Annotated in this window: 25 protein-coding genes, 1 tRNA gene and 1 riboswitch; of the genes, 9 read left to right on the forward strand and 17 right to left on the reverse strand. The window is 70.1% G+C overall.

The window, feature by feature from the left end:
• Positions 1-135 precede the first annotated feature (135 nt).
• Positions 136-2,535 carry a transglycosylase domain-containing protein gene (locus tag SGLAU_RS12930; RefSeq protein ID WP_043501190.1) on the forward strand — a complete coding sequence of 800 codons (2,400 nt, stop codon included), beginning with the start codon at positions 136-138 and terminating at the stop codon, positions 2,533-2,535.
• A gap of 28 nt (positions 2,536-2,563) precedes the next feature.
• Here the strand turns inward: SGLAU_RS12930 and SGLAU_RS12935 are convergent, their stop codons facing one another.
• The 3 genes from SGLAU_RS12935 to SGLAU_RS12945 form a co-directional block, all read right to left on the reverse strand.
• Positions 2,564-2,884 carry a DMT family transporter gene (locus SGLAU_RS12935; RefSeq protein WP_043501191.1) on the reverse strand — a complete coding sequence of 107 codons (321 nt, stop codon included), beginning with the start codon at positions 2,882-2,884 and terminating at the stop codon, positions 2,564-2,566.
• Positions 2,885-2,921: 37 nt separating this feature from the next.
• Positions 2,922-2,993, reverse strand: a riboswitch (guanidine-III (ykkC-III) riboswitch).
• Between the two features lie 66 nt (positions 2,994-3,059).
• On the reverse strand, positions 3,060-3,362 hold the full coding sequence (locus tag SGLAU_RS12940) for a GroES family chaperonin (protein WP_373296984.1): 303 nt from the start codon (positions 3,360-3,362) through the stop codon (positions 3,060-3,062).
• A gap of 78 nt (positions 3,363-3,440) precedes the next feature.
• Positions 3,441-3,770 (reverse strand): DUF3618 domain-containing protein, encoded by a 330-nt coding sequence (locus SGLAU_RS12945; RefSeq protein ID WP_043501194.1) that lies wholly within the window; start codon positions 3,768-3,770, stop codon positions 3,441-3,443.
• 94 nt (positions 3,771-3,864) lie between these two features.
• Here SGLAU_RS12945 and bcp point away from each other — a divergent pair, with 94 nt between their 5' ends.
• The 3 genes from bcp (at position 3,865) to SGLAU_RS12960 (ending at position 5,573) form a co-directional block, all read left to right on the forward strand.
• Positions 3,865-4,332, forward strand: a complete 468-nt coding sequence (gene bcp, locus SGLAU_RS12950; protein WP_043501196.1) for a thioredoxin-dependent thiol peroxidase — start codon at positions 3,865-3,867, stop codon at positions 4,330-4,332.
• 95 nt (positions 4,333-4,427) lie between these two features.
• Positions 4,428-5,444: an HNH endonuclease gene (locus SGLAU_RS12955; RefSeq protein WP_043501198.1), complete on the forward strand. Its 1,017-nt coding sequence runs from the start codon at positions 4,428-4,430 to the stop codon at positions 5,442-5,444.
• A 41-nt stretch (positions 5,445-5,485) separates the two neighbouring features.
• Positions 5,486-5,573, forward strand: a tRNA-Leu gene (locus SGLAU_RS12960).
• 57 nt (positions 5,574-5,630) lie between these two features.
• Here SGLAU_RS12960 and rdgB read toward each other — a convergent pair.
• From rdgB to SGLAU_RS12980, 4 genes are all read right to left on the reverse strand, one after another.
• Positions 5,631-6,236 carry an RdgB/HAM1 family non-canonical purine NTP pyrophosphatase gene (gene rdgB / locus SGLAU_RS12965; protein WP_043501199.1) on the reverse strand — a complete coding sequence of 202 codons (606 nt, stop codon included), beginning with the start codon at positions 6,234-6,236 and terminating at the stop codon, positions 5,631-5,633.
• Positions 6,237-6,278: 42 nt separating this feature from the next.
• Positions 6,279-6,680 (reverse strand): hypothetical protein, encoded by a 402-nt coding sequence (locus SGLAU_RS12970; protein ID WP_043501201.1) that lies wholly within the window; start codon positions 6,678-6,680, stop codon positions 6,279-6,281.
• 144 nt (positions 6,681-6,824) lie between these two features.
• Positions 6,825-7,571: a ribonuclease PH gene (gene rph / locus SGLAU_RS12975; protein WP_043501203.1), complete on the reverse strand. Its 747-nt coding sequence runs from the start codon at positions 7,569-7,571 to the stop codon at positions 6,825-6,827.
• Positions 7,572-7,653: 82 nt separating this feature from the next.
• Positions 7,654-7,887 carry a glucose PTS transporter subunit EIIB gene (locus tag SGLAU_RS12980; protein ID WP_043501205.1) on the reverse strand — a complete coding sequence of 78 codons (234 nt, stop codon included), beginning with the start codon at positions 7,885-7,887 and terminating at the stop codon, positions 7,654-7,656.
• Between the two features lie 186 nt (positions 7,888-8,073).
• Between SGLAU_RS12980 and SGLAU_RS12985 the strand changes: the two genes are divergently transcribed.
• Together SGLAU_RS12985 and SGLAU_RS12990 are read left to right on the forward strand one after the other, a co-directional pair.
• Positions 8,074-9,363, forward strand: coding sequence for a PTS transporter subunit EIIC (locus SGLAU_RS12985; protein WP_043501208.1), 1,290 nt, complete (start codon positions 8,074-8,076; stop codon positions 9,361-9,363).
• Positions 9,364-9,552: 189 nt separating this feature from the next.
• The gene (locus SGLAU_RS12990; protein WP_043501211.1) at positions 9,553-10,818 is read left to right on the forward strand and encodes a PTS transporter subunit EIIC; all 1,266 of its coding nucleotides are present in this window, start codon (positions 9,553-9,555) and stop codon (positions 10,816-10,818) included.
• A 125-nt stretch (positions 10,819-10,943) separates the two neighbouring features.
• On the opposite strand, the gene SGLAU_RS12995 is transcribed toward SGLAU_RS12990, so the two are convergent.
• A complete protein-coding gene (locus SGLAU_RS12995; RefSeq protein ID WP_043501214.1) occupies positions 10,944-11,696 on the reverse strand; it encodes an MBL fold metallo-hydrolase in 753 nt (250 codons plus the stop codon).
• A 205-nt stretch (positions 11,697-11,901) separates the two neighbouring features.
• On the opposite strand from SGLAU_RS12995, the gene SGLAU_RS13000 reads away from it, so the two are divergent.
• Positions 11,902-12,279, forward strand: a complete 378-nt coding sequence (locus SGLAU_RS13000; RefSeq protein WP_043501216.1) for a hypothetical protein — start codon at positions 11,902-11,904, stop codon at positions 12,277-12,279.
• A gap of 40 nt (positions 12,280-12,319) precedes the next feature.
• Here the strand turns inward: SGLAU_RS13000 and SGLAU_RS13005 are convergent, their stop codons facing one another.
• From SGLAU_RS13005 to clpS, 7 genes are all read right to left on the reverse strand, one after another.
• Positions 12,320-13,270: a PLP-dependent cysteine synthase family protein gene (locus tag SGLAU_RS13005; protein WP_043501218.1), complete on the reverse strand. Its 951-nt coding sequence runs from the start codon at positions 13,268-13,270 to the stop codon at positions 12,320-12,322.
• 6 nt (positions 13,271-13,276) lie between these two features.
• On the reverse strand, positions 13,277-13,555 hold the full coding sequence (locus tag SGLAU_RS13010; RefSeq protein ID WP_043501222.1) for a MoaD/ThiS family protein: 279 nt from the start codon (positions 13,553-13,555) through the stop codon (positions 13,277-13,279).
• Between the two features lie 119 nt (positions 13,556-13,674).
• Positions 13,675-13,770 (reverse strand): putative leader peptide, encoded by a 96-nt coding sequence (locus SGLAU_RS36825; protein WP_019065921.1) that lies wholly within the window; start codon positions 13,768-13,770, stop codon positions 13,675-13,677.
• Positions 13,771-13,847: 77 nt separating this feature from the next.
• On the reverse strand, positions 13,848-14,270 hold the full coding sequence (locus tag SGLAU_RS13015) for a Mov34/MPN/PAD-1 family protein (protein ID WP_043501225.1): 423 nt from the start codon (positions 14,268-14,270) through the stop codon (positions 13,848-13,850).
• Between the two features lie 133 nt (positions 14,271-14,403).
• Complete coding sequence (locus tag SGLAU_RS13020; RefSeq protein ID WP_043501228.1) at positions 14,404-15,810, reverse strand: amino acid permease; 1,407 nt, start codon at positions 15,808-15,810, stop codon at positions 14,404-14,406.
• A 361-nt stretch (positions 15,811-16,171) separates the two neighbouring features.
• A complete protein-coding gene (locus tag SGLAU_RS13025; protein ID WP_043501230.1) occupies positions 16,172-16,774 on the reverse strand; it encodes a DUF2017 domain-containing protein in 603 nt (200 codons plus the stop codon).
• A 25-nt stretch (positions 16,775-16,799) separates the two neighbouring features.
• Complete coding sequence (clpS, locus tag SGLAU_RS13030) at positions 16,800-17,165, reverse strand: ATP-dependent Clp protease adapter ClpS (RefSeq protein ID WP_052414095.1); 366 nt, start codon at positions 17,163-17,165, stop codon at positions 16,800-16,802.
• A gap of 7 nt (positions 17,166-17,172) precedes the next feature.
• Here clpS and SGLAU_RS13035 point away from each other — a divergent pair, with 7 nt between their 5' ends.
• Positions 17,173-18,519 carry a nicotinate phosphoribosyltransferase gene (locus SGLAU_RS13035; RefSeq protein WP_043501233.1) on the forward strand — a complete coding sequence of 449 codons (1,347 nt, stop codon included), beginning with the start codon at positions 17,173-17,175 and terminating at the stop codon, positions 18,517-18,519.
• A gap of 111 nt (positions 18,520-18,630) precedes the next feature.
• Complete coding sequence (locus tag SGLAU_RS13040) at positions 18,631-19,227, forward strand: nicotinamidase (RefSeq protein WP_043501236.1); 597 nt, start codon at positions 18,631-18,633, stop codon at positions 19,225-19,227.
• Between the two features lie 65 nt (positions 19,228-19,292).
• On the opposite strand, the gene SGLAU_RS13045 is transcribed toward SGLAU_RS13040, so the two are convergent.
• The gene (locus SGLAU_RS13045) at positions 19,293-19,622 is read right to left on the reverse strand and encodes a hypothetical protein (protein ID WP_043501237.1); all 330 of its coding nucleotides are present in this window, start codon (positions 19,620-19,622) and stop codon (positions 19,293-19,295) included.
• 121 nt (positions 19,623-19,743) lie between these two features.
• Positions 19,744-22,083, reverse strand: coding sequence for an immune inhibitor A domain-containing protein (locus SGLAU_RS13050; RefSeq protein WP_043501239.1), 2,340 nt, complete (start codon positions 22,081-22,083; stop codon positions 19,744-19,746).
• Between the last annotated feature and the right edge of the window lie 3 nt (positions 22,084-22,086).

Consider the following 22,086-nt stretch of genomic DNA (forward strand, 5'->3'; position numbering starts at 1 on the left):
CCACGCGATTTCCGGCAGAACCGTGCGCCGATCCGGGAACGGAACGCGCGGCACGGGAGTCTTCATCCGGGGGGCGCTTAAACGTACGAGGCGTACGGCAACGTACGCGGCAACAAACAGGAGTCCGTGCACGACATGAGCGACGAGCCGCAGCCGCAGGCGCACCAGCCGAACGAGGGCGGGCCGGGAGGCGGGCCGGGGGGCGGCAAGGCCGGGCGGCCCAAGCGCACCGGCTGGCGCCGCGCCGTCCCCACCTGGCGGATGGTCCTCGGCACCTTCGTGATCGGCCTGCTGCTGCTCGGCGGACTGTTCTTCCTCGGCTACTCGCTGGTGAAGATCCCGCCGGCCAACGCCCTCGCGACCAAGCAGAGCAACGTCTTCCTCTACGCCGACGGCACCCAGCTCGCCCGCGACGGCGAGGTCAACCGGGAGAACGTCACCCTCGCGCAGATCTCCAAGGACGCCCAGCACGCCGTGCTCGCCGCCGAGGACCGCGACTTCTACTCGGAGTCCGCCGTCGACCCCAAGGCGATGGTCCGCGCCGCCTGGAACACCGCCACCGGCAAGGGCAAGCAGTCCGGCTCCACCATCACCCAGCAGTACGTGAAGAACTACTACCTCGCCCAGGAGCAGACGCTCACCCGCAAGGCGAAGGAGTTCTTCATCGCGATCAAGCTGGACCGCGAGACCTCCAAGGACGAGATCCTCCAGGGCTATCTCAACACCAGCTACTTCGGCCGCAACGCCTACGGCATCCAGGCCGCCGCCCAGGCCTACTACGGCGTCGACGCCACCGAACTCGACGCCGCCAAGGGCGCCTACCTCGCCGCGCTGCTCAACGCGCCCAGCGAGTACGACGTCGTCGCCCACCCGGAGAACCGCAAGTTCGCCGAGGCCCGCTGGAACTACGTCCTGGACGGCATGGTCAAGGAGAACTGGCTGAGCGAGTCCGAACGGGCCGGCATGAAGTTCCCGATGCCGAAGGAGACCACCGTCTCCACCGGCCTGTCCGGGCAGCGCGGCTACATCGTCCGCATCGTCAAGGACTACCTGATCAAGAACGACATCGTCGACGAGGCGTCCCTCGACGCGGGCGGCTACCGCATCACCACCACCCTGGAGAAGCCCAAGCAGGACGCCTTCGTGAAGGCCGTCGACGACCAGCTGATGAGCAAGCTGGACCCGGAGAACAACAAGGTCGACACCTACGTCCGCGCGGGCGGCGCCGCCGTCGACCCGCGCACCGGCAAGGTCGTGGCGATGTACAACGGCATCGACTACGTGAAGCAGTACACGCCGAACGCCACCCGCCGCGACTTCCAGGTCGGCTCCACCTTCAAGCCGTTCGTGTTCACCTCGGCCGTCGAGAACGCCTCCACCACCCAGGACGGCCGCCCCATCACCCCCAACACCATCTACGACGGCACCAGCGAGCGCCCCGTCCACGGCTGGGACGGCGGCTACTACGCCCCCGAGAACGAGGACCACTACGACTACGGCCCCATCACCGTCCGCGAGGCCACCGACAAGTCCGTGAACTCGGTGTACGCGCAGATGGCCGTCGATGTCGGCTCCGACAAGGTCAAGCAGACCGCGATCGACCTCGGCCTGCCCGCCGACACCCCCGAACTGCACACCGGCCCGTCCATCGCGCTCGGCACGGCCACGGCCAGCGTCCTCGACATGGCCGAGGCGTACGCCACCCTCGCCAACCACGGCGAGCACGGCACGTACACCATGATCGAGGAGCTGACGAAGGACGGCGTCGAGATCCAGCTCCCGCAGCGCACCACCCGCCAGGCGGTCAGCCGCGCCGCCGCCGACACCACCACCTCGGTCCTGCAGAGCGTCGTCGAGAACGGCACCGCCACCGCCGCACAGGCCGCCGGCCGCCCCGCCGCCGGCAAGACCGGCACCGCCGAGGAGGACACCGCCGCCTGGTTCGCGGGCTACACCCCCGACCTGGCCACCGTCGTCGCCGTCATGGGCCAGGACCCGGTCACCGCCGCGCACAAGCCGCTCTACGGCGCGCTGGGCCTGGACCGCATCAACGGCGGCGGCGCGCCCGCCGACATCTGGGCCCAGTTCACCAAGGACGCCCTGGAGGGCACCCCTGCCACCGAGTTCAACCTGGAACTCCAGAACGGCGCCGAGGACTGGGTATACCCGGAGGTCCCGCCGGCCACCGAGAGCCCCGAGACCGGCGCGCCCACCGACGCCGCCTCGCCCGGCGAGACCGGCGACACCGACGAGGGCTCCACCGAGGGCCAGACCCAGGGCGGCGCGACCGACGGCGGCACCACCGGCGACACCGGCACCCCGGACGAGGGCACCACGGGCGCGACGACGACCGGCGGCACCCCCACCGACGGCGGCACCACCGGCGACGGCTCCACGACCACCGACGGCGGGACCACGGGTGACACGACGACCACCGGCGGCACCGACGGCGGCACCACCGGTGGCACACCGGGCGGCACCGGCGCGCCCGCCGGGACGACGGCGGGCACCACGCCGGCCGGCCGCCGGGAATGAGCCCGCCCCCGTCCCGGCCGCGAGGGGCTCAGTGACCCGAGGTCGCCTTGAGCCCCACCACGGCCACCAGCAGCAGACAGACGAAGAAGATCCGGGCGGCGGTCGCCGGCTCACCCAGCACGACCATGCCGAGCACCGCCGAACCGGCCGCGCCGATCCCCACCCAGACGCCGTAGGCGGTGCCGATGGGCAGGGAACGGGCCGCGTACGACAGCAGCAGCATGCTGGCGACGATGCCGGCACCGGTGAACAGGCTCGGGACGAGACGGGTGAAACCGTCGGTGAACTTCATCCCGATCGACCAGCCGACCTCCAGCAGACCGGCGACGATCAGCAGGATCCAGGCCATGAGGGGCACCTCCGGGAGACGTGTGTCGCGGCAACGGGGTGCGTCGTCTTTGCCTTGACCCGGTACGGCGCGTCTCGTCGGGTGCCGTTCCAACGTAGCAAAGGACAGCGGGCGCAAGGCAGCGGAAAGGGCCGGTGACGCTCGTCACCGGCCCTCCTCCGGGCACCCGGCCGTCCTACAGGTACAGGCCCGTCGAGTCCTCCGACCCCTCGAACCGGTCCGCGGCCACCGCGTGCAGATCACGCTCCCGCATCAGCACGTACGGCACACCGCGCACCTCGACCTCGGCACGGTCCTCGGGGTCGTAGAGCACCCGGTCGCCCGGCTCCACGGTCCGCACGTTCTGGCCCACCGCGACGACCTCCGCCCAGGCCAGCCGACGGCCCACGGCCGCCGTCGCGGGAATCAGGATGCCGCCGCCCGAACGCCGCTCACCCTCGCTGGTGTCCTGCCGCACGAGCACGCGGTCGTGCAGCATCCGGATGGGCAGCTTGTCGTGCGGGATGTTCTGGTCGTCTCTCTTGGCGCTCACGCTGTCGAACCTACCTGTCCGGCCTCAGCCCCTGCGCCGCCGGGTGCCGAGGACGAGCAGCCCCACGACGCCCACGGCCACCAGCGCGACGGGCACCACCCGCTCCAGCCGCGGCGACCCCTCGTCATCGACGAACGACGCCCTCACCTGACTGACCACCCGATTGACCTGCACATACGCCCGGCCCAACGTGTGATCGACATTGCTGACCACCTTCGCCTTGGCATCCCCGACGATGGTCTTCGGATGCACCCGCACCCCGATCTCGTCGAGCGTCTCGGCCAGCATCTCGCGGCGGCGCTTGATGTCCGCCTCGATCTGCGCCGGGGTTCTGGTGTCCGACGTGTCCGCCACCGTACGGCCTCCGAAGTCTGCGTTTGCGTGTCACGGACAGTCTGTCAGCTCGGCGTCCCGCCGCACTGTCAGCACCCCCGGTTACGCTAGCCGGATGAGCGAGCGACTTCAGCCCGGGGACACCGCCCCCGCCTTCACCCTCCCCGACGCCGACGGCCGCGAGGTCTCCCTGTCGGACCACAAGGGCCGAAAGGTCATCGTCTACTTCTACCCCGCCGCCCTCACCCCCGGCTGCACCAAGCAGGCCTGCGACTTCACCGACAACCTGGAGCTGCTGGCCGGCGCGGGCTACGACGTGATCGGCATCTCCCCCGACAAGCCCGAGAAGCTCGCCAGGTTCCGCGAGAAGGAATCCCTCGGCGTCACCCTCCTCGCCGACCCCGACAAGCAGGTCCTGGAGTCCTACGGCGCCTACGGCGAGAAGAAGCTCTACGGCAAGACGGTCGTCGGCGTCATCCGCTCCACGGTGATCGTCGACGAGGAGGGCAAGGTGGAACGCGCCCTCTACAACGTCAAGGCCACCGGCCACGTCGCCAAGATCATCAAGGACCTGGGCATCTGACCCGCCCCACCCTCCTGACGGACCAGGCGTGACCCCACCTACCCCGACTCGTTGCTCCGAACGAGACGGGAACGCCTGACCGTTCAGGGGGACGGATGGGTGACGGGGACGCGTACGCCCGCGAGCCGCTGACCGCGGCCGTGGACGAGTCGCACTCGTGGAACGACCTCATGCGACGGCTGGGCCTCAGGCCCAGCGGCGGGCAACGCCGTGTGCTGCAGCGGAAGGTCGCCGCGCACGGCATCGACACCAGCCACTTCCGGCGGCGGAGCCCTCGGCGCGACTACTCGGACGAGGCGATCGCCGCGGCGGCGGCGTCGTCCACGTCCCTGCGGGAAGTGGCCCTGAAGCTGGGGACCGCCCCGGCGACCGGCACGCTGTCCCACATCCGGCGGCGGATCGAGGCGGCGGGCATCGACGTCGGTCACTTCCCGGGCCTCGGCCGGACCCGGCTCGACCTGCCGTTCACCGACGAGGAACTGCGCGCCGCCGCGGCACCCGCCTCGAGCATCCGCGAGACGGCCGCAGCGCTCGGAATCCCGGACGACGGACGATCCCGGGCCGCCCTGGGCCGCCTGCTCCGGGAACGCGGAATCGACACGTCCCACTTCCGTCACGCCCGGCTGACGCTGCCGGACGACGAACTCCGCGCAGCCGTGGCGTGCAGCGAGAGCTACGCGGACGTCATGCGGCGGCTGGGACTCGACGTCGGCTACGCCCAGCACCGCCGGATCCGCCGCAGGGTGACGGAGCTGGGTCTCGACACCAGTCACTTCAAGCGGCGGACCTGGGGATCGGCCCAGCCGTCCCCGAGGCGGTCCGGCGCGCGGGACGTCCTGACCGTCCTGCCGCCCGGCTCCGCCCGCCCGAAGCGGGACCGGCTGCATGCGGCGCTCCGGCACCTGGGCGTCCCCTACCGCTGCGCGTCGTGCGGGAACGACGGCGCATGGCTGGGGCAGCCGATCACGCTGCAGATCGACCACATCGACGGCAACTGGCTGGACAACCGCCCGCGGAACCTGCGCTACCTCTGTCCGAACTGCCATGCGCTGACGGCGACATGGTGCCGGAGGAAGCCCCGGCACACCCGGGAGGCGGGCCCCGTACACTGAGGTCACCAAGCGGCACGGCCTAGCTGAATGTCCGTTTTGGGGCGGTCGTGGCGAAATAGGTGATACGCGCGGGTTTTAGGTGCCCGTGGGAGAAATCCCGTGTGGGTTCGAGTCCCACCGACCGCACCACTCGACGAGGGCTCGGTCCGGTGCCGTACGGACCGGGCCCTCGGCTTTCCGCCCCGCTCAGACCCCGAGCAGTTCCCGTACCACCGGGACCAGGGCCCGGAACGCCTTGCCGCGGTGGCTGATGGCGTTCTTCTCCTCCGGGGTCAGTTCCGCGCAGGTGCGGGTCTCGCCCTCCGGCTGGAGGATCGGGTCGTAGCCGAAGCCGCCCGTGCCGGCGGGCTCGTGGCGGAGCACGCCCCGCAGCCGGCCCTCGACCACGCGTTCCGTGCCGTCGGGGAGGGCGAGGGCCGCGGCGCAGGCGAAGTGGGCGCCGCGGTGTTCGGCGGCGATGTCGGAGAGCTGGGCGAGCAGCAGGTCCAGGTTGGCCTTGTCGTCGCCGTGGCGGCCGGCCCAGCGGGCGGAGAAGATGCCGGGGGCGCCGCCGAGGACGTCCACGCAGAGGCCGGAGTCGTCGGCGACCGCGGGCAGGCCCGTGGCCCGGGCGAGGGCGTGGGCCTTGAGCAGGGCGTTCTCGGCGAAGGTGACTCCGGTTTCCCTGACGTCGGGGATGTCGGGGTAGGCGTCGGCGCCGACGAGTTCGTGGGGCAGGCCTGCGTCGGCGAGGATCGCCCTGAGCTCGGTGATCTTTCCGGCGTTGCGGGTGGCGAGGATCAAGCGGGTCATGCCGTTCAGTATCCCGCCGCCGGTCCGGGCCGCCCGCGGGGGTCAGGAGGTGCAGACCTTGGTGAGTTCGCCGGCCGCGTCGGTGACGCCGGTGATGTCGGGGGTCTGGTCGCCGTTCTCGATGGCGGTGGTGACCTCGGTGAGGGCGCGGCGCAGGTCCTCGGTGGCCTTGTCGAGGTCGGCGTCGCCGGTCTCGCTGTCGATCTTGTCGAGGCTCTTGTCGATGGAGTCGAGGGCTTCGCGGGTCTGTGTGGGGTCGTTGGCGGCGGTGTCGACGGCCTGCTGGAGGTCGGTCACGGCGTCGGCGACGGCGTCGGCGGTCTCGACGCAGTCGAGTGCCTTGTCGACGGCGTCGCAGCCGGTGGTGAGGGCGAGGGTGAGGCCGGCGGCGGCCATGGTGGCGGCGATGGCGGTGCGGGTTCGGCGGCGGCGGCTCTCGGCCATGGTTTCTGCTTCCCTCCCTGTGGCAGGCCCACGGGGCCCCGGACTGGCCGGGCGCACGGTGGTGAGGCCGTGCGCCCGTACTTCTCAGGACGCGGCGATGCCCGGCGCGGTTGCCCGCGCCGGGCGTCGGATTTGGTGTGCCCTTTACTTTCCGTCGGTTCCGTCGGCCGCTTCGAGTGCCGCGCGCTGTGCGGCGGCCAGGTCGGTGCAGCCGGCGACCGCGAGGTCGAGCAGGGCGTCGAGTTCGTCGCGGGCGAAGGGTTCGGCCTCCGCGGTGCCCTGGACCTCGACGAAGCGGCCGTCGCCGGTGCAGACGACGTTCATGTCGGTCTCGGCGCGGACGTCCTCCTCGTAGCAGAGGTCGAGCAGCGGGACGCCGGCGACGATGCCGACGGAGACGGCGGCGACGGTGCCGGTCAGCGGCTTGCGGCCGGGCTTGATCAGTTTCTTGCCCTGGGCCCAGGCGACGGCGTCGGCGAGGGCGACGTAGGCGCCGGTGATGGCGGCGGTGCGGGTGCCGCCGTCGGCCTGGAGGACGTCGCAGTCGAGGACGATGGTGTTCTCGCCGAGCGCCTTGTAGTCGATGACGGCGCGCAGGGAGCGGCCGATGAGGCGGGAGATCTCGTGCGTACGGCCGCCGATCTTGCCCTTGACGGATTCCCGGTCGCCGCGGGTGTTGGTGGCGCGGGGGAGCATGGAGTACTCGGCGGTGACCCAGCCTTCTCCGCTGCCCTTGCGCCAGCGCGGGACGCCTTCGGTGAAGGAGGCGGTGCACAGCACCTTGGTGTCGCCGAAGGAGACGAGGACGGAGCCCTCGGCGTGCTTGCTCCAGCCGCGTTCGATGGTGACCGGGCGGAGTTGTCGGGGGGTGCGGCCGTCGATTCGAGACATGGGGTGAGCCTAGCCGGATATGGAAGGGGCCCTTCCCGGGCGTGTGGCGCGGGAGGGGCCCTTTCCGGGGTGGGCCGGGGGCTCACATGAGGTCTTCGATCTCCGCGGCGATCGGGTCGGCGTCGGTGCCGATGACGACCTGGATGGCGGTGCCCATCTTGACCACGCCGTGGGCGCCGGCGCCCTTGAGGGCGGCGTCGTCGACCAGCGAGGCGTCGCTGACCTCGACCCGCAGGCGGGTGATGCAGCCCTCGATCTCGTCGATGTTGTCGATGCCGCCGAGCCCGGCAACGATCTTCTCAGCCTTGCTGGCCATGTTCTTTCTCCCTGATCCGGCAGGATGTGTGCCGTTGTGCTGCTTTGTCGCAGTAACCCACAGTCGGCCCAACTTCGCGAGCATATCGGCCGTGTGAACCGCAGGATGACGTCACGGCAACACAATCGTCCATGACTGGTCTACACCACCTGACAGACGGTCGCCAAACCGCTCGGAAGGACCCCCATGAGTGCCGACGCCGTCAGTCCGGCCCGCGCCCGGTGGAACTCCTCGTTCCAGGGCCTGCAGAAGATGGGGCGCAGCCTGCAGCTGCCGATCGCCGTGCTGCCGGCCGCGGGCATCCTCAACCGGCTGGGGCAGCCGGACGTGTTCGGCGACGAGGGTCTGGGCTGGACCGATGTGGCCAGGGTGATGAACGGCGCGGGCGGCGCCCTGCTGGACAGTTCGCTCGGGCTGCCGCTGCTGTTCTGCATCGGCGTGGCCATCGGGATGGCGAAGAAGGCGGACGGTTCGACGGCGCTCGCCGCCGTGGCGGGCTTCCTCGTCTACTACAACGTGCTGCGGCAGTTCCCGGAGGACTGTCCGGCCGGGACGAGGTCGGTGGCCAACATCGGCTGCCAGGGGACGGTGGACGGGACGGTGAGCGCGTTCACCTACCAGAACCCCGGGGTGTTCGGCGGGATCGTGATGGGTCTGCTGGCGGCGTTCTTCTGGCAGCGGTACCACCGCACCCGGCTGGTCGACTGGCTGGGCTTCTTCAACGGCCGCCGGCTGGTGCCGATCATCATGGCGTTCGTGGCGATCGCGTTCGCCGCGCTGTGCCTGTGGGTGTGGCCGCCGGTCGGTGACGCGCTGGAGAGCTTCAGCGACTGGATGAGCGGTCTGGGTGCCTGGGGCGCGGGTGTGTTCGGTGTCGCGAACCGGGCGCTGCTGGTGATCGGGCTGCACCAGTTCCTGAACGTGCCCATCTGGTTCCAGTTCGGGACGTACACCGCGCCGGACGGCCGGCAGGTGCACGGGGACATCAACATGTTCCTGGCGGGCGACCCGGACGCCGGTCAGTTCACCTCGGGCTTCTTCCCGATCATGATGTTCGCGCTGCCCGCCGCGGCCCTGGCGATCACGCACTGTGCCCGGCCGGACCGCCGCAAGGAGGTGGGCGGTCTGATGCTGTCGGTGGCGCTGACGTCGTTCGTGACCGGCATCACCGAGCCCATCGAGTACTCGTTCCTGTTCGTCGCGCCGCTGCTGTACGCGCTGCACGCCCTGCTCACCGGGGTGTCGATGGCGGTGACGTGGGGGCTCGGGGTGCACGACGGGTTCAGCTTCTCGGCGGGTCTGATCGACTACGTCATCAACTGGAATCTCGCGACGAGACCGTGGCTGATCATTCCGATCGGGCTGGTATTCGCCGCGGTGTATTACGCGGTGTTCCGATTCGCGATCACGAAATTCGATCTGCGGACGCCGGGGCGGGAGCCGGCGGAGGAAGTGGAGGACGTGGCAAAGGTCTGATCCAAGTCGGGAAACGCCTAGGTCACGGGCACGGCGCGTAGCGGATCGGTAGCGGGAATCGCGGGTTCCTTATCCCGCCTTCATCGTGCTACAACAGGTCTACACCACTGAGTGGTGTAGACCTGTTTGGACGCCGCCGTCCCCTTTTTCTCTTGTCCCCGGGCGGCGCCATGCCCCCTGGAGGAAGTTGTGTCCACGGCCAGCGCCGCTCCCGCGGCCGAGAAGAAGAAGGGCTCCGGCGTGATGGCTGTTCTGCAGCGCATCGGCCGCAGCCTGATGCTGCCGGTGGCCGTGCTGCCCGCGGCCGCCCTGCTGGTGCGCCTCGGCAACACCGACATGCTGGGCCGCGAGGAGTTCCCCGCGTTCTTGACGAAGATCGCGAGCTTCATGACGGCCGGCGGCAACGCCATCCTCGACAACATGGCGCTGCTCTTCGCGGTGGGCATCGCGATCGGCTTCGCCAAGAAGTCGGACGGCTCCACGGCGCTGGCGGCCGTCGTCGGCTACCTGGTCTTCAAGAACGTGCTCGGCACCTTCACCGACGGCAGCCTGCCGAAGAAGGAGGCCATCGCCGACGGCAAGATCGTCATGGTCGAGCAGGCGGTGGACGCCAAGGTGCTCGGCGGTGTCGTGATGGGCCTCGTCGTCGCCCTGCTCTACCAGCGCTTCCACCGCACCAAGCTGCCCGACTGGGCGGGCTTCTTCGGCGGCCGCCGCCTGGTTCCGATCCTGGCGGCCTTCGCCGGTCTGCTCATCGGCATCGTCTTCGGCTACATCTGGCCGGTCCTGGGCACGGGGCTGCACAACTTCGGCGAGTGGCTGGTCGGCTCCGGTGCCGCCGGCGCGGGCATCTTCGGTGTCGCCAACCGCGCGCTGATCCCGGTCGGCATGCACCACCTGCTGAACTCCTTCCCCTGGTTCCAGGCCGGCGAGTACGAGGGCAAGAGCGGTGACATCGCCCGCTTCCTGGCCGGCGACCCGACCGCGGGCCAGTTCATGACCGGCTTCTTCCCGATCATGATGTTCGCCCTGCCGGCCGCGTGCCTGGCGATCGTGCACTGTGCCCGCCCCGAGCGCCGCAAGGTCGTCGGCGGCATGATGTTCTCCCTGGCGCTGACCTCGTTCGTCACCGGCGTCACCGAGCCCATCGAGTTCACCTTCATGTTCATCGCGCCGGTCCTGTACGGCATCCACGCCCTGCTCACCGGTGTGTCGATGGCACTGACCTGGGCGCTGGGCATGAAGGACGGCTTCGGCTTCTCGGCCGGCGCGGTCGACTTCGCGCTCAACCTGGGCATCGCGACGAACCCGTGGGGGCTGGCCCTGGTCGGCCTGTGCTTCGCGGCGGTCTACTACGTGGTGTTCCGCTTCGCGATCACCAGGTTCAACCTCCCGACCCCGGGCCGCGAGTCCGACGAGGAACTGGCGGAGATCCAGAAGGCCGAGGCCAAGTAGTACCCCCGGCCGCGCGCACGAAGGCCCCCGGAGCCGTCCCGCTCCGGGGGCCTTCCGCATGCGCGGGTGCCAGTGCCTTTCTTCCGGGTCTTGCCGGGCTCGCGGCGTGATCCGGAAGAAAGGCCCTAGACCTCGTACGACCTCCTGGGCACCGCCAGCTCCACCGGTCCCTCGTACGCCGCCCGGGCGTCGGTCAGGTTGACCTGGGGATCGGTCCACGGGGGGATGTGGGTGAGGAGCAGGCGGCGGGCGCCCGCCCGGGTCGCCGTCTCGCCCGCCTCGCGGCCGTTGAGGTGCAGGTCGGGGATGCTCTCCTTGCCGTGCGTGAAGGCGGCCTCGCACAGGAACAGGTCCGCGTCGCGGGCGAGTTCGTCGAGGGCCGGGGTCACGCCGGTGTCGCCGGAGTAGGTCAGGGTGCGGCCGCCGTGCTCGATGCGGATGCCGTACGCCTCCACGGGGTGGGCCACGCGTTCGGTGTGCACGGTGAAGGGGCCGATCTCGAAGGTGGAGGGCTTGACCGTGTGGAAGTCGAACACCTCGCTCATCGAGGAGGCGGACGGGGTGTCGGCGTAGGCCGTGGTCAGCCGGTGCTCGGTGCCCTCGGGGCCGTGGACGGGGATCGGGTCGCAGCGTCCGCCGTCGTGCCGGTAGTAGCGCGCCACGAAGTAGGCGCACATGTCGATGCAGTGGTCGGCGTGCAGATGGCTGAGGAAGATCGCGTCGAGGTCGTAGAGACCGCAGTGGCGCTGCAACTCGCCGAGGGCGCCGTTGCCCATGTCGAGGAGCAGCCGGAAGCCGTCGGCCTCGACGAGGTAGCTCGAGCAGGCCGATTCCGCGGACGGGAACGACCCCGAGCAGCCGACGACGGTGAGCTTCATGAAGCAGAAACCTCCGCTGGCGGGTGGTGAGTAACGGGGGTCGTGCGGTCCGTCGAGCGTAAGGCGCAAAACGTCCGGTCGCTCCTCCGGCAGTCGCCGTTGTGGGCGAACTCACCTGTGCTGTCACCGGTTCGGCTGGACGCGCGGCGCATACGGCGCAGGCGCAGGCGCGCGGTGGTGGGCGTGCGCCGGTAACGTCGTCGGTATGGACACGTCCTGGTGGCCGGTGGTCGCGGCGGTGGTGCTGCTCGCGCTGGCCGCCGCGCTCGTGGGCGGCCGGGGACGGCGGGTCCGGGCGGACGCGGCGCGGCCGCGGCCGACGGAGATCTGGTGGGCGGACGGGCCCTGCCTGGTGCTGTCGGTGCGCCGTGACCGGGTGACGGTCGTGCGGATCACCAGCCGCTACCGCGACGAACGCGCCGGGGTGATCCCGCTGCCGCCGGGGTCCGTGGGGGACACGCGGGGGCGGGCGAGCTTCCTGGAGACGGACGAGCCGTGCGTGGTCCCGGTCGGGGACTTCCGCAGGAGGGTGGGGGTGGTGGACCCGGTCCTCTGGGACCAGGTCCGTCACCTGACCGGGTAGCGGGCCCGCGCCGGGCCCCGCGCCCTTCGCGGGGCGCGCGTCATGCCCAGAGCTGGCCCTGCAGGGTCTCGATCGCCTCTTCCGTGGTCGCCGCCGTGTAGACGCCGGTCGACAGGTACTTCCAGCCGCCGTCGGCCACGACGAAGACGATGTCCGCGCTCTCGCCGGCCTTCAGGGCCTTCTTGCCGACGCCGATCGCGGCGTGCAGGGCGGCCCCGGTGGAGACGCCCGCGAAGATGCCCTCCTGCTGGAGGAGTTCGCGGGTGCGGGTGACCGCGTCGGCGGAGCCGACCGAGAAGCGGGTGGTGAGCACGGAGGCGTCGTACAGCTCGGGGACGAAGCCCTCGTCGAGGTTGCGCAGGCCGTAGACCAGGTCGTCGTAGCGCGGTTCCGCGGCGACGATCCTGACGTCCGGCTTGTGCTCGCGCAGGTAGCGGCCGACGCCCATGAGGGTGCCCGTGGTGCCGAGGCCCGCGACGAAGTGGGTGACGGAGGGGAGGTCCGCGAGGATCTCGGGGCCGGTGGTGGCGTAGTGGGCGCCCGCGTTGTCCGGGTTGCCGTACTGGTAGAGCATCACCCAGTCGGGGTGCTCGGCGGCGAGTTCCTTGGCGACGCGGACGGCGGTGTTGGAGCCGCCCGCGGCGGGCGAGGAGATGATCTCGGCGCCCCACATGCCGAGCAGGTCCCGGCGTTCCTGGGAGGTGTTCTCCGGCATCACGCAGACCATGCGGTAGCCCTTGAGCTTGGCCGCCATGGCGAGGGAGATGCCGGTGTTGCCGGAGGTGGGCTCCAGGATGGTGCAGCCCGGGGTCAGCCGGCCGTCCTTCTCCGCCTGCTCGATCATGTGCAGGGCGGGGCGGTCCTTGACCGAGCCGGTGGGGTTGCGGTCCTCCAGCTTGGCCCAGATGCGGACGTCGGCGGACGGCGAGAGCCGCGGCAGGCGCACCAGGGGGGTGTTGCCGACCGCGGCCAGCGGGGAGTCGTACCGCATCGCCGGTCAGGCCATGCCGCCGGCCACGGCCGGCAGGATCGTGACGTTGTCGCCGTCGGACAGCTTGGTGTTGATGCCGTCGAGGAAGCGGACGTCCTCGTCGTTCAGGTAGACGTTGACGAACCGGCGGAGCTGGTCGCCGTCGACGATCCGGGCCTGGATGCCCGTGTGCCGGGTCTCGAGGTCGGCGAAGAGGTCGGCGAGGGTGGCACCGTTGCCCTCCACCGCCTTCTGGCCGTCGGTGTACTGGCGGAGGATGGTGGGGATGCGGACCTCGATGGCCATGGCAAGGGGCTCCTGTCGGAAAAAGGGGTCTCGGTCGGTGGGCGCGCGATGAGGGTTCCCCCAGGCCCTCGGCTCCGGGGGAGCGCCGCGGCACACGGCCGTACGGCGGCAGCGCGGTGTCAACAGATGGCGCTGTTCAGCCTGCACAGATCGACGTGCAGACGCGCCACGAGCAGTGTGCCCGGCGCCTTGTCACTCACGTCGAGGAGAACCATGGGCTCATCGTATCGATTCCCGGTCCGGTTTCTGGAATGTGATCTCAGATCGTGGATGAATTCTGACCGAACTGCGGTCAGTAGGCCTCCACGACGTTCACTTCCTCCTCGGTGACCTGGCCTTCGACGATGCGGAACGAGCGGAACTGGAACGCGCCCATCCCGTCGGTGTCGGCGGTCGAGACCAGGACGTAGTGGGCGCCGGGCTCGTTGGCGTACGAGATGTCGGTGCGCGAGGGGTAGGCCTCGGTGGCGGTGTGGGAGTGGTAGATGACCACCGGCTCCTCGTCGCGGTCGTCCATCTCGCGGTAGAGCTTGAGCAGGTCGCCGGAGTCGAACTCGTAGAAGGTGGGCGACATGGCCGCGTTCAGCATGGGGATGAAGCGCTCGGGGCGGTCCGAGCCCGCCGGGCCCGCGATGACGCCGCACGCCTCGTCGGGGTGGTCCTTGCGGGCGTGCGCGACGATCTGGTCGTAGAGGGCCTGGGTGATGGTCAGCATGTGCGCCAGGATAAGCAAAAGGGCCGTTCCGTACCGAGGGTCGGTACGGAACGGCCCATATGCCGGACACCCTGAGCGGCGGCCGCCGGGAGTGCCACGAGTACTCCCCGCGGCCGGGTGTCCTCGGGGAGGGTCAGCCGCGCTTCTTGAAGGCCGCCGCCTCCGGGTTGCGGCTCTTCAGCACGAGATAGGCGACCCCGAGGATCAGCGCCCACAGCGGCGCGCAGTACAGCGAGATCCGGGCGTCCTTGTCGATGCCCATCAGCACGATCACCATGCCGATGAAGGCGAGCGCGAACCAGCTCGTGTACGGGGCGCCCGGGGCGCGGAACTCCGAGCGGGGCAGCTCGCCGCGGTCGGCCTTGGCCCGGTAGCGGATCTGGCTGACCAGGATCATGATCCAGGCCCACATGCCGGAGATGGTGGCGAAGGAGACGACGTAGTCGAACGCCTTGCCGGGCCACTGGTAGTTGATCCACACGCCGACCATCATCAGCGCGGCCGAGAAGGTGGTGCCGACCAGCGGGAGGCCGTTGGAGGTGAGCCTGGTGAAGAGCTTCGGGCCCTGGTTGTTCAGCGCCAGGTCGCGCAGCATGCGGCCGGTGGAGTACATGCCGGAGTTGCAGGACGACAGGGCGGCGGTGAGGACGACGAAGTTGACGATGCCCGCGCCCGCGGCCAGGCCCATCTTCTCGAAGGCGGCCACGAAGGGGCTCACGCCGGGCTGGAAGTGGGTCCACGGCACGACCGACAGAATCATGATCAGCGCGCCGACGTAGAAGACGGCGATGCGCCAGGGCACGGTGTTGATCGCCTTGGGCAGCACGGTCTTCGGGTCCTTGGACTCGCCCGCGGTCACACCGACCAGTTCGACGGCGAGGAAGGCGAACATGACCATCTGGAGGGTCATCAGGGACTCGCCGACGCCGTGCGGGAAGAAGCCGCCGTCGCTCCACAGGTGGGTCACGGAGGCGGTGTCGCCGGCGTCCGAGAAGCCGATCGTCAGGATGCCGGCGCAGATCAGGATCATGCCGATGATCGCGGTGACCTTGACCATCGAGAACCAGAACTCCAGCTCGCCGAAGAGCTTCACGGAGATGAGGTTGGCGCCGTACAGGATGACCGTGAAGATCAGGGCCGACACCCACTGGGGGATGTCGAACCAGTACGTCATGTAGGCCGCGGCGGCGGTGACCTCGGTGATGCCGGTGACGACCCAGAACAGCCAGTACGTCCATCCCGTCACGAAGCCCGCGAAGGGCCCGATGAACTCGCGTGCGTACTCCGAGAAGGAGCCGGACACGGGGCGGTACATCAGCAGCTCGCCGAGCGCGCGCATGATGAAGAAGATGACGAGGCCCGCGATGGCGTACGCCAGGATGAGGCTGGGCCCGGCCTTGGAGATGCCCTTGCCCGCCCCGAGGAAGAGACCGGTGCCGATGGCGCCGCCGATGGCGATCATCTGGATCTGCCGGCTGCCGAGGCCCCGCTCGTACCCCTCTTCGGAGGTGTTCTCCTTGTCGACCTGCACAGAGGTCATGTGTGGTGCGCCTTTCTCCATACCGACCCGGGCCTGTCGTCGGCCTCGGATCGGGTCACGATCCCCCCGGATTGCTGGAGCCGAGCGTTTCCGCTCCTGCCTGGCCGACGGTCGTCGGCTCGGTGGCGCACCCGGCGCGACATGGGTGGTGTGCGCCGGGCGATCGTGAAGATTTATCACGGGCGCAGAACTGATCACCGGGGCGTCGTGTGGTGCACACCACAGGGAGAAGCGGACAAAGGGCACGCAAGCGGTGCGTTCGGCGCACCGCCGGTGACAGGATCGTTATCCGGATTTGAGCGTCCGCTGAGCGAACGCTCTCGTCAGTGCACTCCGGGGCATACCGGGGCAACGGCGCCGATCAGGGCAGCAGGGTCGACACGAGCGTCTCCTGGAGCCCGCCCAGCCACAGGTACGCCATCACCATCGGCTTGCGCGGATCCTCGTCCGGCAGCCGGTAGAGCAGATCGGTGTCGTCCTCGTCGGTGATCTCCAGCCGGGAGCCGATGGCCAGGCGCAGGTCGTTGAGGGCGCCGAGCCACTGCCGGGACTGGTCGGGCGACAGCTTCAGCACCGCCCCGCCGTCACCGGCCGTCGACAGCGCGTCCAGGGAGCGGATCACGGCGAGGGCGTTGTCCCGCTTGCCGGCCCTCAGGTCGTTCTCGGTGTAGCGGCGGAACTCGGCGGAGTGGGCCTTCTGTTCCTCGGCCGCCTTCGGGTCCGCGGTGCCCTCCGGGTCGCGGTAGGCGTCCGGGAAGAGCCGGCGCACCACCGGGTCGGCGGGCGGCTCGCTCGGGCCCTCGGCGAACAGTTCGGCGAACGGGTCGCCGGAGGCGTCCTCGGCGGGGCCGGGCCCGATGAGTTCCAGCAGCTGGACGGCCAGCGAGCGGATGATGGAGATCTCGACGTCGTCGAGGGCGACGGCCGCGCCGCCGCCGGGGAGCGGTTCGAAGGTTCCTGGCATGGAGGGATTCGCTGCTTCCGACCGGCTACTTGCGGTCCTGCTGGAGGGTGGCCCACAGACCGTAGCCGTGCATGGCCTGCACGTCGCGTTCCATCTCCTCGCGGGTACCGCTGGAGACGACCGCCCGGCCCTTGTGGTGGACGTCGAGCATGAGCTTGGTGGCCTTGTCCTTGGAGTAGCCGAAGTACGTCTGGAAGACGTACGTCACGTAGCTCATGAGGTTGACCGGGTCGTTGTGCACGATCGTGACCCAGGGGACGTCCGGCTCGGGGACGGCGGAGACCTCTTCCGCCGATTCGGTGCGTTCGATCTCGAGGGGAGCGGCTGACGTCACATGACCATGCTGCCACGCGCACCAGAAATCGTCACACTGACGAAATAGGAGTAGCATCCTTGCCATGAACACAGCGGACCTTGGGCTGCCGGTGGACGTTCCCTCGACGGCGCTCTTCACGGACCAGTACGAGCTGACCATGCTCCAGGCGGCGCTGCGGGCCGGCACCGCCGACCGGCGGAGCGTGTTCGAGGTCTTCACCCGGCGGCTGCCGAACGGGCGCCGGTACGGCGTGGTCGCGGGCACCGGGCGCGTGCTGGACGCCGTCGAGAACTTCCGCTTCGACGAGCCCGTCCTCGGCTTCCTGCGCGAGCGCGGCATCGTCGGCGAACAGACCCTGGACTGGCTGGCCGGATACCGGTTCGGCGGCGACATCTGGGGCTACCCCGAGGGCGAGGTGTACTTCCCGGGCTCGCCGATCCTGCGGGTCGAGGGCAGCTTCGCCGAGTGCGTGCTGCTGGAGACGGTGATCCTCTCCATCCTCAACCACGACTCGGCCATCGCCGCGGCGGCCTCCCGGATGTCCTCGGCCGCCGGGGACCGCCCGCTCATCGAGATGGGCGCCCGGCGCACCCACGAGCTGTCCGCGGTCGCCGCCGCCCGCGCCGCCTACGTCGGCGGCTTCGCCTCCACCTCGGACCTCGCGGCCGGCTTCCGCTACGGCATCCCCACCGTCGGCACCTCCGCGCACGCCTTCACCCTGCTGCACGACCGCGAGCGGGACGCCTTCCGGGCCCAGGTCGAGTCCATGGGCCGCGGCACGACCCTGCTGGTGGACACCTACGACGTCGCCGAGGCCGTCCGTACGGCGGTGGAGGTCGCCGGGCCGGAGCTGGGCGCGGTGCGGATCGACTCCGGTGACCTGCTGCTGGTCGCGCACCGGGTGCGGCAGCAGCTCGACGAGCTGGGCGCCACCGGCACGAAGATCATCGTGACCTCGGACCTCGACGAGTACGCCATCGCCTCGCTGGCGGCGGCTCCGGTGGACGCCTACGGCGTGGGCACCCAGCTGGTCACCGGGTCCGGCTACCCGACGGCCTCCATGGTCTACAAGCTGGTCGCCCGGGCCGGCTCCGCCGACCCGGCGGCGCCGCTGGTGCCGGTGGCGAAGAAGTCCAGCGGCGGCAAGATGTCCGTCGGCGGCCGCAAGTGGGCCGCGCGGCGGCTGGACCGGTACGGCGTCGCCGAGGCCGAGGTGATCGGCACCGGGCCGGTCCCGCGGGAGCTGGCCGACCGGCAGCTCCTGGTGCAGCTGGTCAAGGGCGGTCAGGTGGTCGCACGGGAGCCACTGGACGTGCCGCGCCGGCGCCATGCCGCCGCACGTGCCGGTCTGCCGCTGTCCGCTACGCAGCTCTCCCGCGGGGAACCCGTCATCCCGACGGAATACACGAACGGCGGGGCGGGCAGCTGATCCCGGGCCGCTCCTTGCGCCCCCGATGCCCCCTCCCGCACCGCAGCCGAAGTCTCTAGGCTCGGAGGTTCACCTGCGGACCTCCGAGACCCATACCGAAGGACACCGACCATGCGCCGCGCCTTGATCGTCGTAGACGTGCAGAACGACTTCTGCGAGGGGGGCAGCCTCCCGGTGGCCGGAGGCGCCGATGTGGCCGCCGCGATCACCGAGCTGATCGGGCAGGCCCCCGCCGGATACCGGCACGTGGTGGCCACCCGCGACCACCACATCGCACCCGGCGGCCACTTCGCGGACGAACCGGACTACGTCGACTCCTGGCCCGCGCACTGCGTGGCGGGCACGGAGGGCGTCGGCTTCCACCCGAACTTCGCGCCCGCCGTCGCCTCCGGGGCGATCGACGCCGTGTTCGACAAGGGGGCGTACTCGGCGGCGTACAGCGGCTTCGAGGGAACCGACGAGAACGGGGTGACGCTCGCCGAGTGGCTGCGGACCCGCAAGATCGACGAGGTCGACGTGGTCGGCATCGCCACCGACCACTGTGTGCGGGCCACCGCCCTGGACGCGGCGCGCGAGGGCTTCCGCACGCAGGTCCTGCTCGACCTCACCGCCGGGGTGAACCAGGAGAGCGTCGAGCGGGCGCTGGAGGAGATGCGCGAGGCGGGCGTGGAGCTGACCGGCAAGCCGGTCGTCTCCGGCGCCGCCTGACCCGGGCCCGGCCCGCCGCGGCCGGGACCCCGTCAGGCCGGGGCCCCGTCAGGCCCGGGGCCCGGTCAGGCCGGGGCCGTCGACGGGCGCAGCAGGGACCGGATCGGGCGCCACAGCTCCGTGACCGCGGCACCGCTGCCGGGGGCGGTGCGCCATATCAGGCCGTCGGGGTGGTGCAGGACGGCGGTGACCTCGTCCGGGGTCGGCGGGGCCGCGTTGCCCCGCAGGTAGACGGCGCGCAGCCCCAGGTTGCGCAGCCTGGTCAGGGCGCGCGCCCGGTTGCGGGCGTGGACGAGCACCCGGACGCTGCCGGGGCCGCGGTCGGCGGGGCTGGGCAGGTTCAGTGCCACCACCACCGTGCCGTTCGGCAGCTTGCAGAAACCTCCTGCGGCCATGCGGTCACATCCCCGTGTCAGCCGGTGTCAATAAGAGAACCACAGGACGCATCTGAACACGATCGGCGGCAACCCGCCAAGGGGTTGCCGCCGATACGCGTCTGACCTGCGCAGATGCCGACTACTTCACCGCAGGGCCGACCTCGACGGAGATCGTGGAGCCGTTCCAGGCCTCCTTGACGATCCTGATCTTGGTGTTGGTGTCAGTGATCTTCACGCCCGCGGTCGGGTTGGACGGGTCGTAGTAGGTGTTCGTGCGGTCGTTGAAGACCGGCACGCCCTTCGACGACGGGATCCGGGTCGCGACGTCCGCCTTGTGCAGCGTGATGCCGTCCGTGCGGTACAGGCTGAACGGCGAGTCGTAGGCCTGGACGCGGTTGCGCATCAGCGTGCCGTCGGCGTACTTCAGCTGCGCCGGGTGCGAGTCCACCGGGAGCAGCAGGCCGGCACCCGGGTGGACGCTGGTGTTGTTGTCCTTCTGCGAGGTGTCCCACTTCCAGATCAGCAGGCCGTTCTGGTACGGGTAGTGCTCCACCCAGTCCGGACGGCTCGCGAACCCGAAGTTGTACGGGCCGACCTTGAGCGTCTTGTCGTAGGACACGTACTGCCGGTTCTCGGCGATGTAGAACTGGTCGTACTCCTCGGTGAAGGTCGCCCCGATGCGGGAGAAGCCCTTCTTCGTCCAGCCGGCGTCGTCGCCCTCGGCGTTGTCCGTGAACAGCGCGGTGCCGTCGGCGGTGACCGTGATGGCGTCGGCCGCGAAGCCCTTCAGCGCCACGCCGCCGTCGCTCTGGTAGCGGAAGCGCAGGTCGAACTTCTTGCCCGCGTAGGCGTCCAGGGAGTACGCCAGCTTCTGGTAGCCGTCGGTCGTACCGGTCAGGGCGGGCTTGCCGCTGCCGTCCCGCGGGATCGGCTGGCCGCCCACCGTGCCGTCCAGGGCGGTCCAGGTGGCGCCGCCGTCGGTGGACACCTCGGTGTAGAGGTAGTCGTAGTCCTTCTCGATCTCGTACCAGCCGTCGAGGGTCAGCGCCGCCGACTTCTTGCCGGTCAGGTCGACCGGGCGGGTCAGGGTGTTGCGCAGGTCGTCACCGCTGCCGCTCCACCACTGCTTGCTGCCCTCCGCCGGGGCGACGATCTCGGTGGTGACCTGCTTCCTCGGCAGGGTGACCACGAGCGCCTGGGCGTTCTTGGTGTTGTACTCGGCGACGCCGAGCTTGTGCTTCGACTTCGTGGCGGCCTTGGCCGTGTCGTAGTCGAGCCAGCCGAGCTGGAGCTTGTCCCAGGCGGTCATGTCGCCGGGCAGGTCACCGATGGCGCCCTGGCCGCGGCCCAGCCAGGAGCCGGAGGACATCAGGGTCCAGAACCCGGTGGAGTTCTCGCCGCCCTGCGTGTCGTAGTGGTCCGGCAGGCCGAGGTCGTGGCCGTACTCGTGGGCGAAGACGCCGAGTCCGCCGTTCTCCGGCTGGATGGTGTAGTCGCCGACCCAGATGCCGGTGGAACCGATCTGGGTGCCGCCGAGCTTGTTGAAGTCGGGGCCGGTGGCGCCCTGGTCGGTGCCGAACGCGTACCAGCGGTGGGCCCAGATCGCGTCCTCGCCCTGGGCGCCGCCGCCCGCGGACTCGTCCTCGCCGGCGTGCACGATCTGGAAGTGGTCGATGTAGCCGTCGCGCTCGTTGAAGTCGCCGTCGGCGTCGAAGTCGTAGCGGTCCCACTGGTCGTACTCGGCCAGCTTCGCCTTGATCTCGGCGTCCGACTTGCCTGCGGCCTTCTGCGCCTGGACCCAGGCGGTGACGCCGTCCTGCACCGCGTACCAGGCGCAGTTGTCCGGGTCGCACTTGTTGGAGCCGTAACGGGCCTCGTTGTAGGGGACCTTGACCCAGTCGGAGACCTCGCCCTCGATGGAGTAGCGGCCCGAGGACTGCTTCTCGTAGTAGGTCTTCATCGAGTCGGCGCCTTCGCCGAAGTAGAGGTTCTGGTAGTGCTCGCGGTCGTAGTCCGCCTGCCAGGCCGTGCTGTTGTCCTTGGTGCGGTCCGGCGCGGCGATCTGGTTGTGCAGCGGGCCGGGGGTGCCGCCGTAGCGCGGGTCGGTCTTGTCGCCGAACTCGACCAGGATGGTGAAGATCTTGTCGGTCTTCTCCCGGCCCAGCTCGACGTACTTGCTCTGGCCCTTGCGGCCGGGCAGCTCGACGACCTGGGAGCCGTCGCGCTTCTGTATCTCGGCCTCGCCCGATATGACCTGCTTCAGGGCCTCTTCGCGCTGGGCTTCCTGCGTCTTGGTGAACGGGCCCTCGAGGTCGTGTTCCCCTTGGGCCTTGGCGGATGCCGGGTCCTGCCGGTCGATGGTGGCGGGCTTCCCGGGGCCGGCCGGGTCGGCCTGCGCCACGGTCGTCAGGCCGGCGGTGGCCGCCGCGAGCGCGACCGCGGTCGCGGCCGCTCTGAACGTCCAGGGTCTGCTGGTCACTTG

The sequence above is a fragment of the Streptomyces glaucescens genome (assembly GCF_000761215.1).
Taxonomy (GTDB): domain Bacteria; phylum Actinomycetota; class Actinomycetes; order Streptomycetales; family Streptomycetaceae; genus Streptomyces; species Streptomyces glaucescens_B.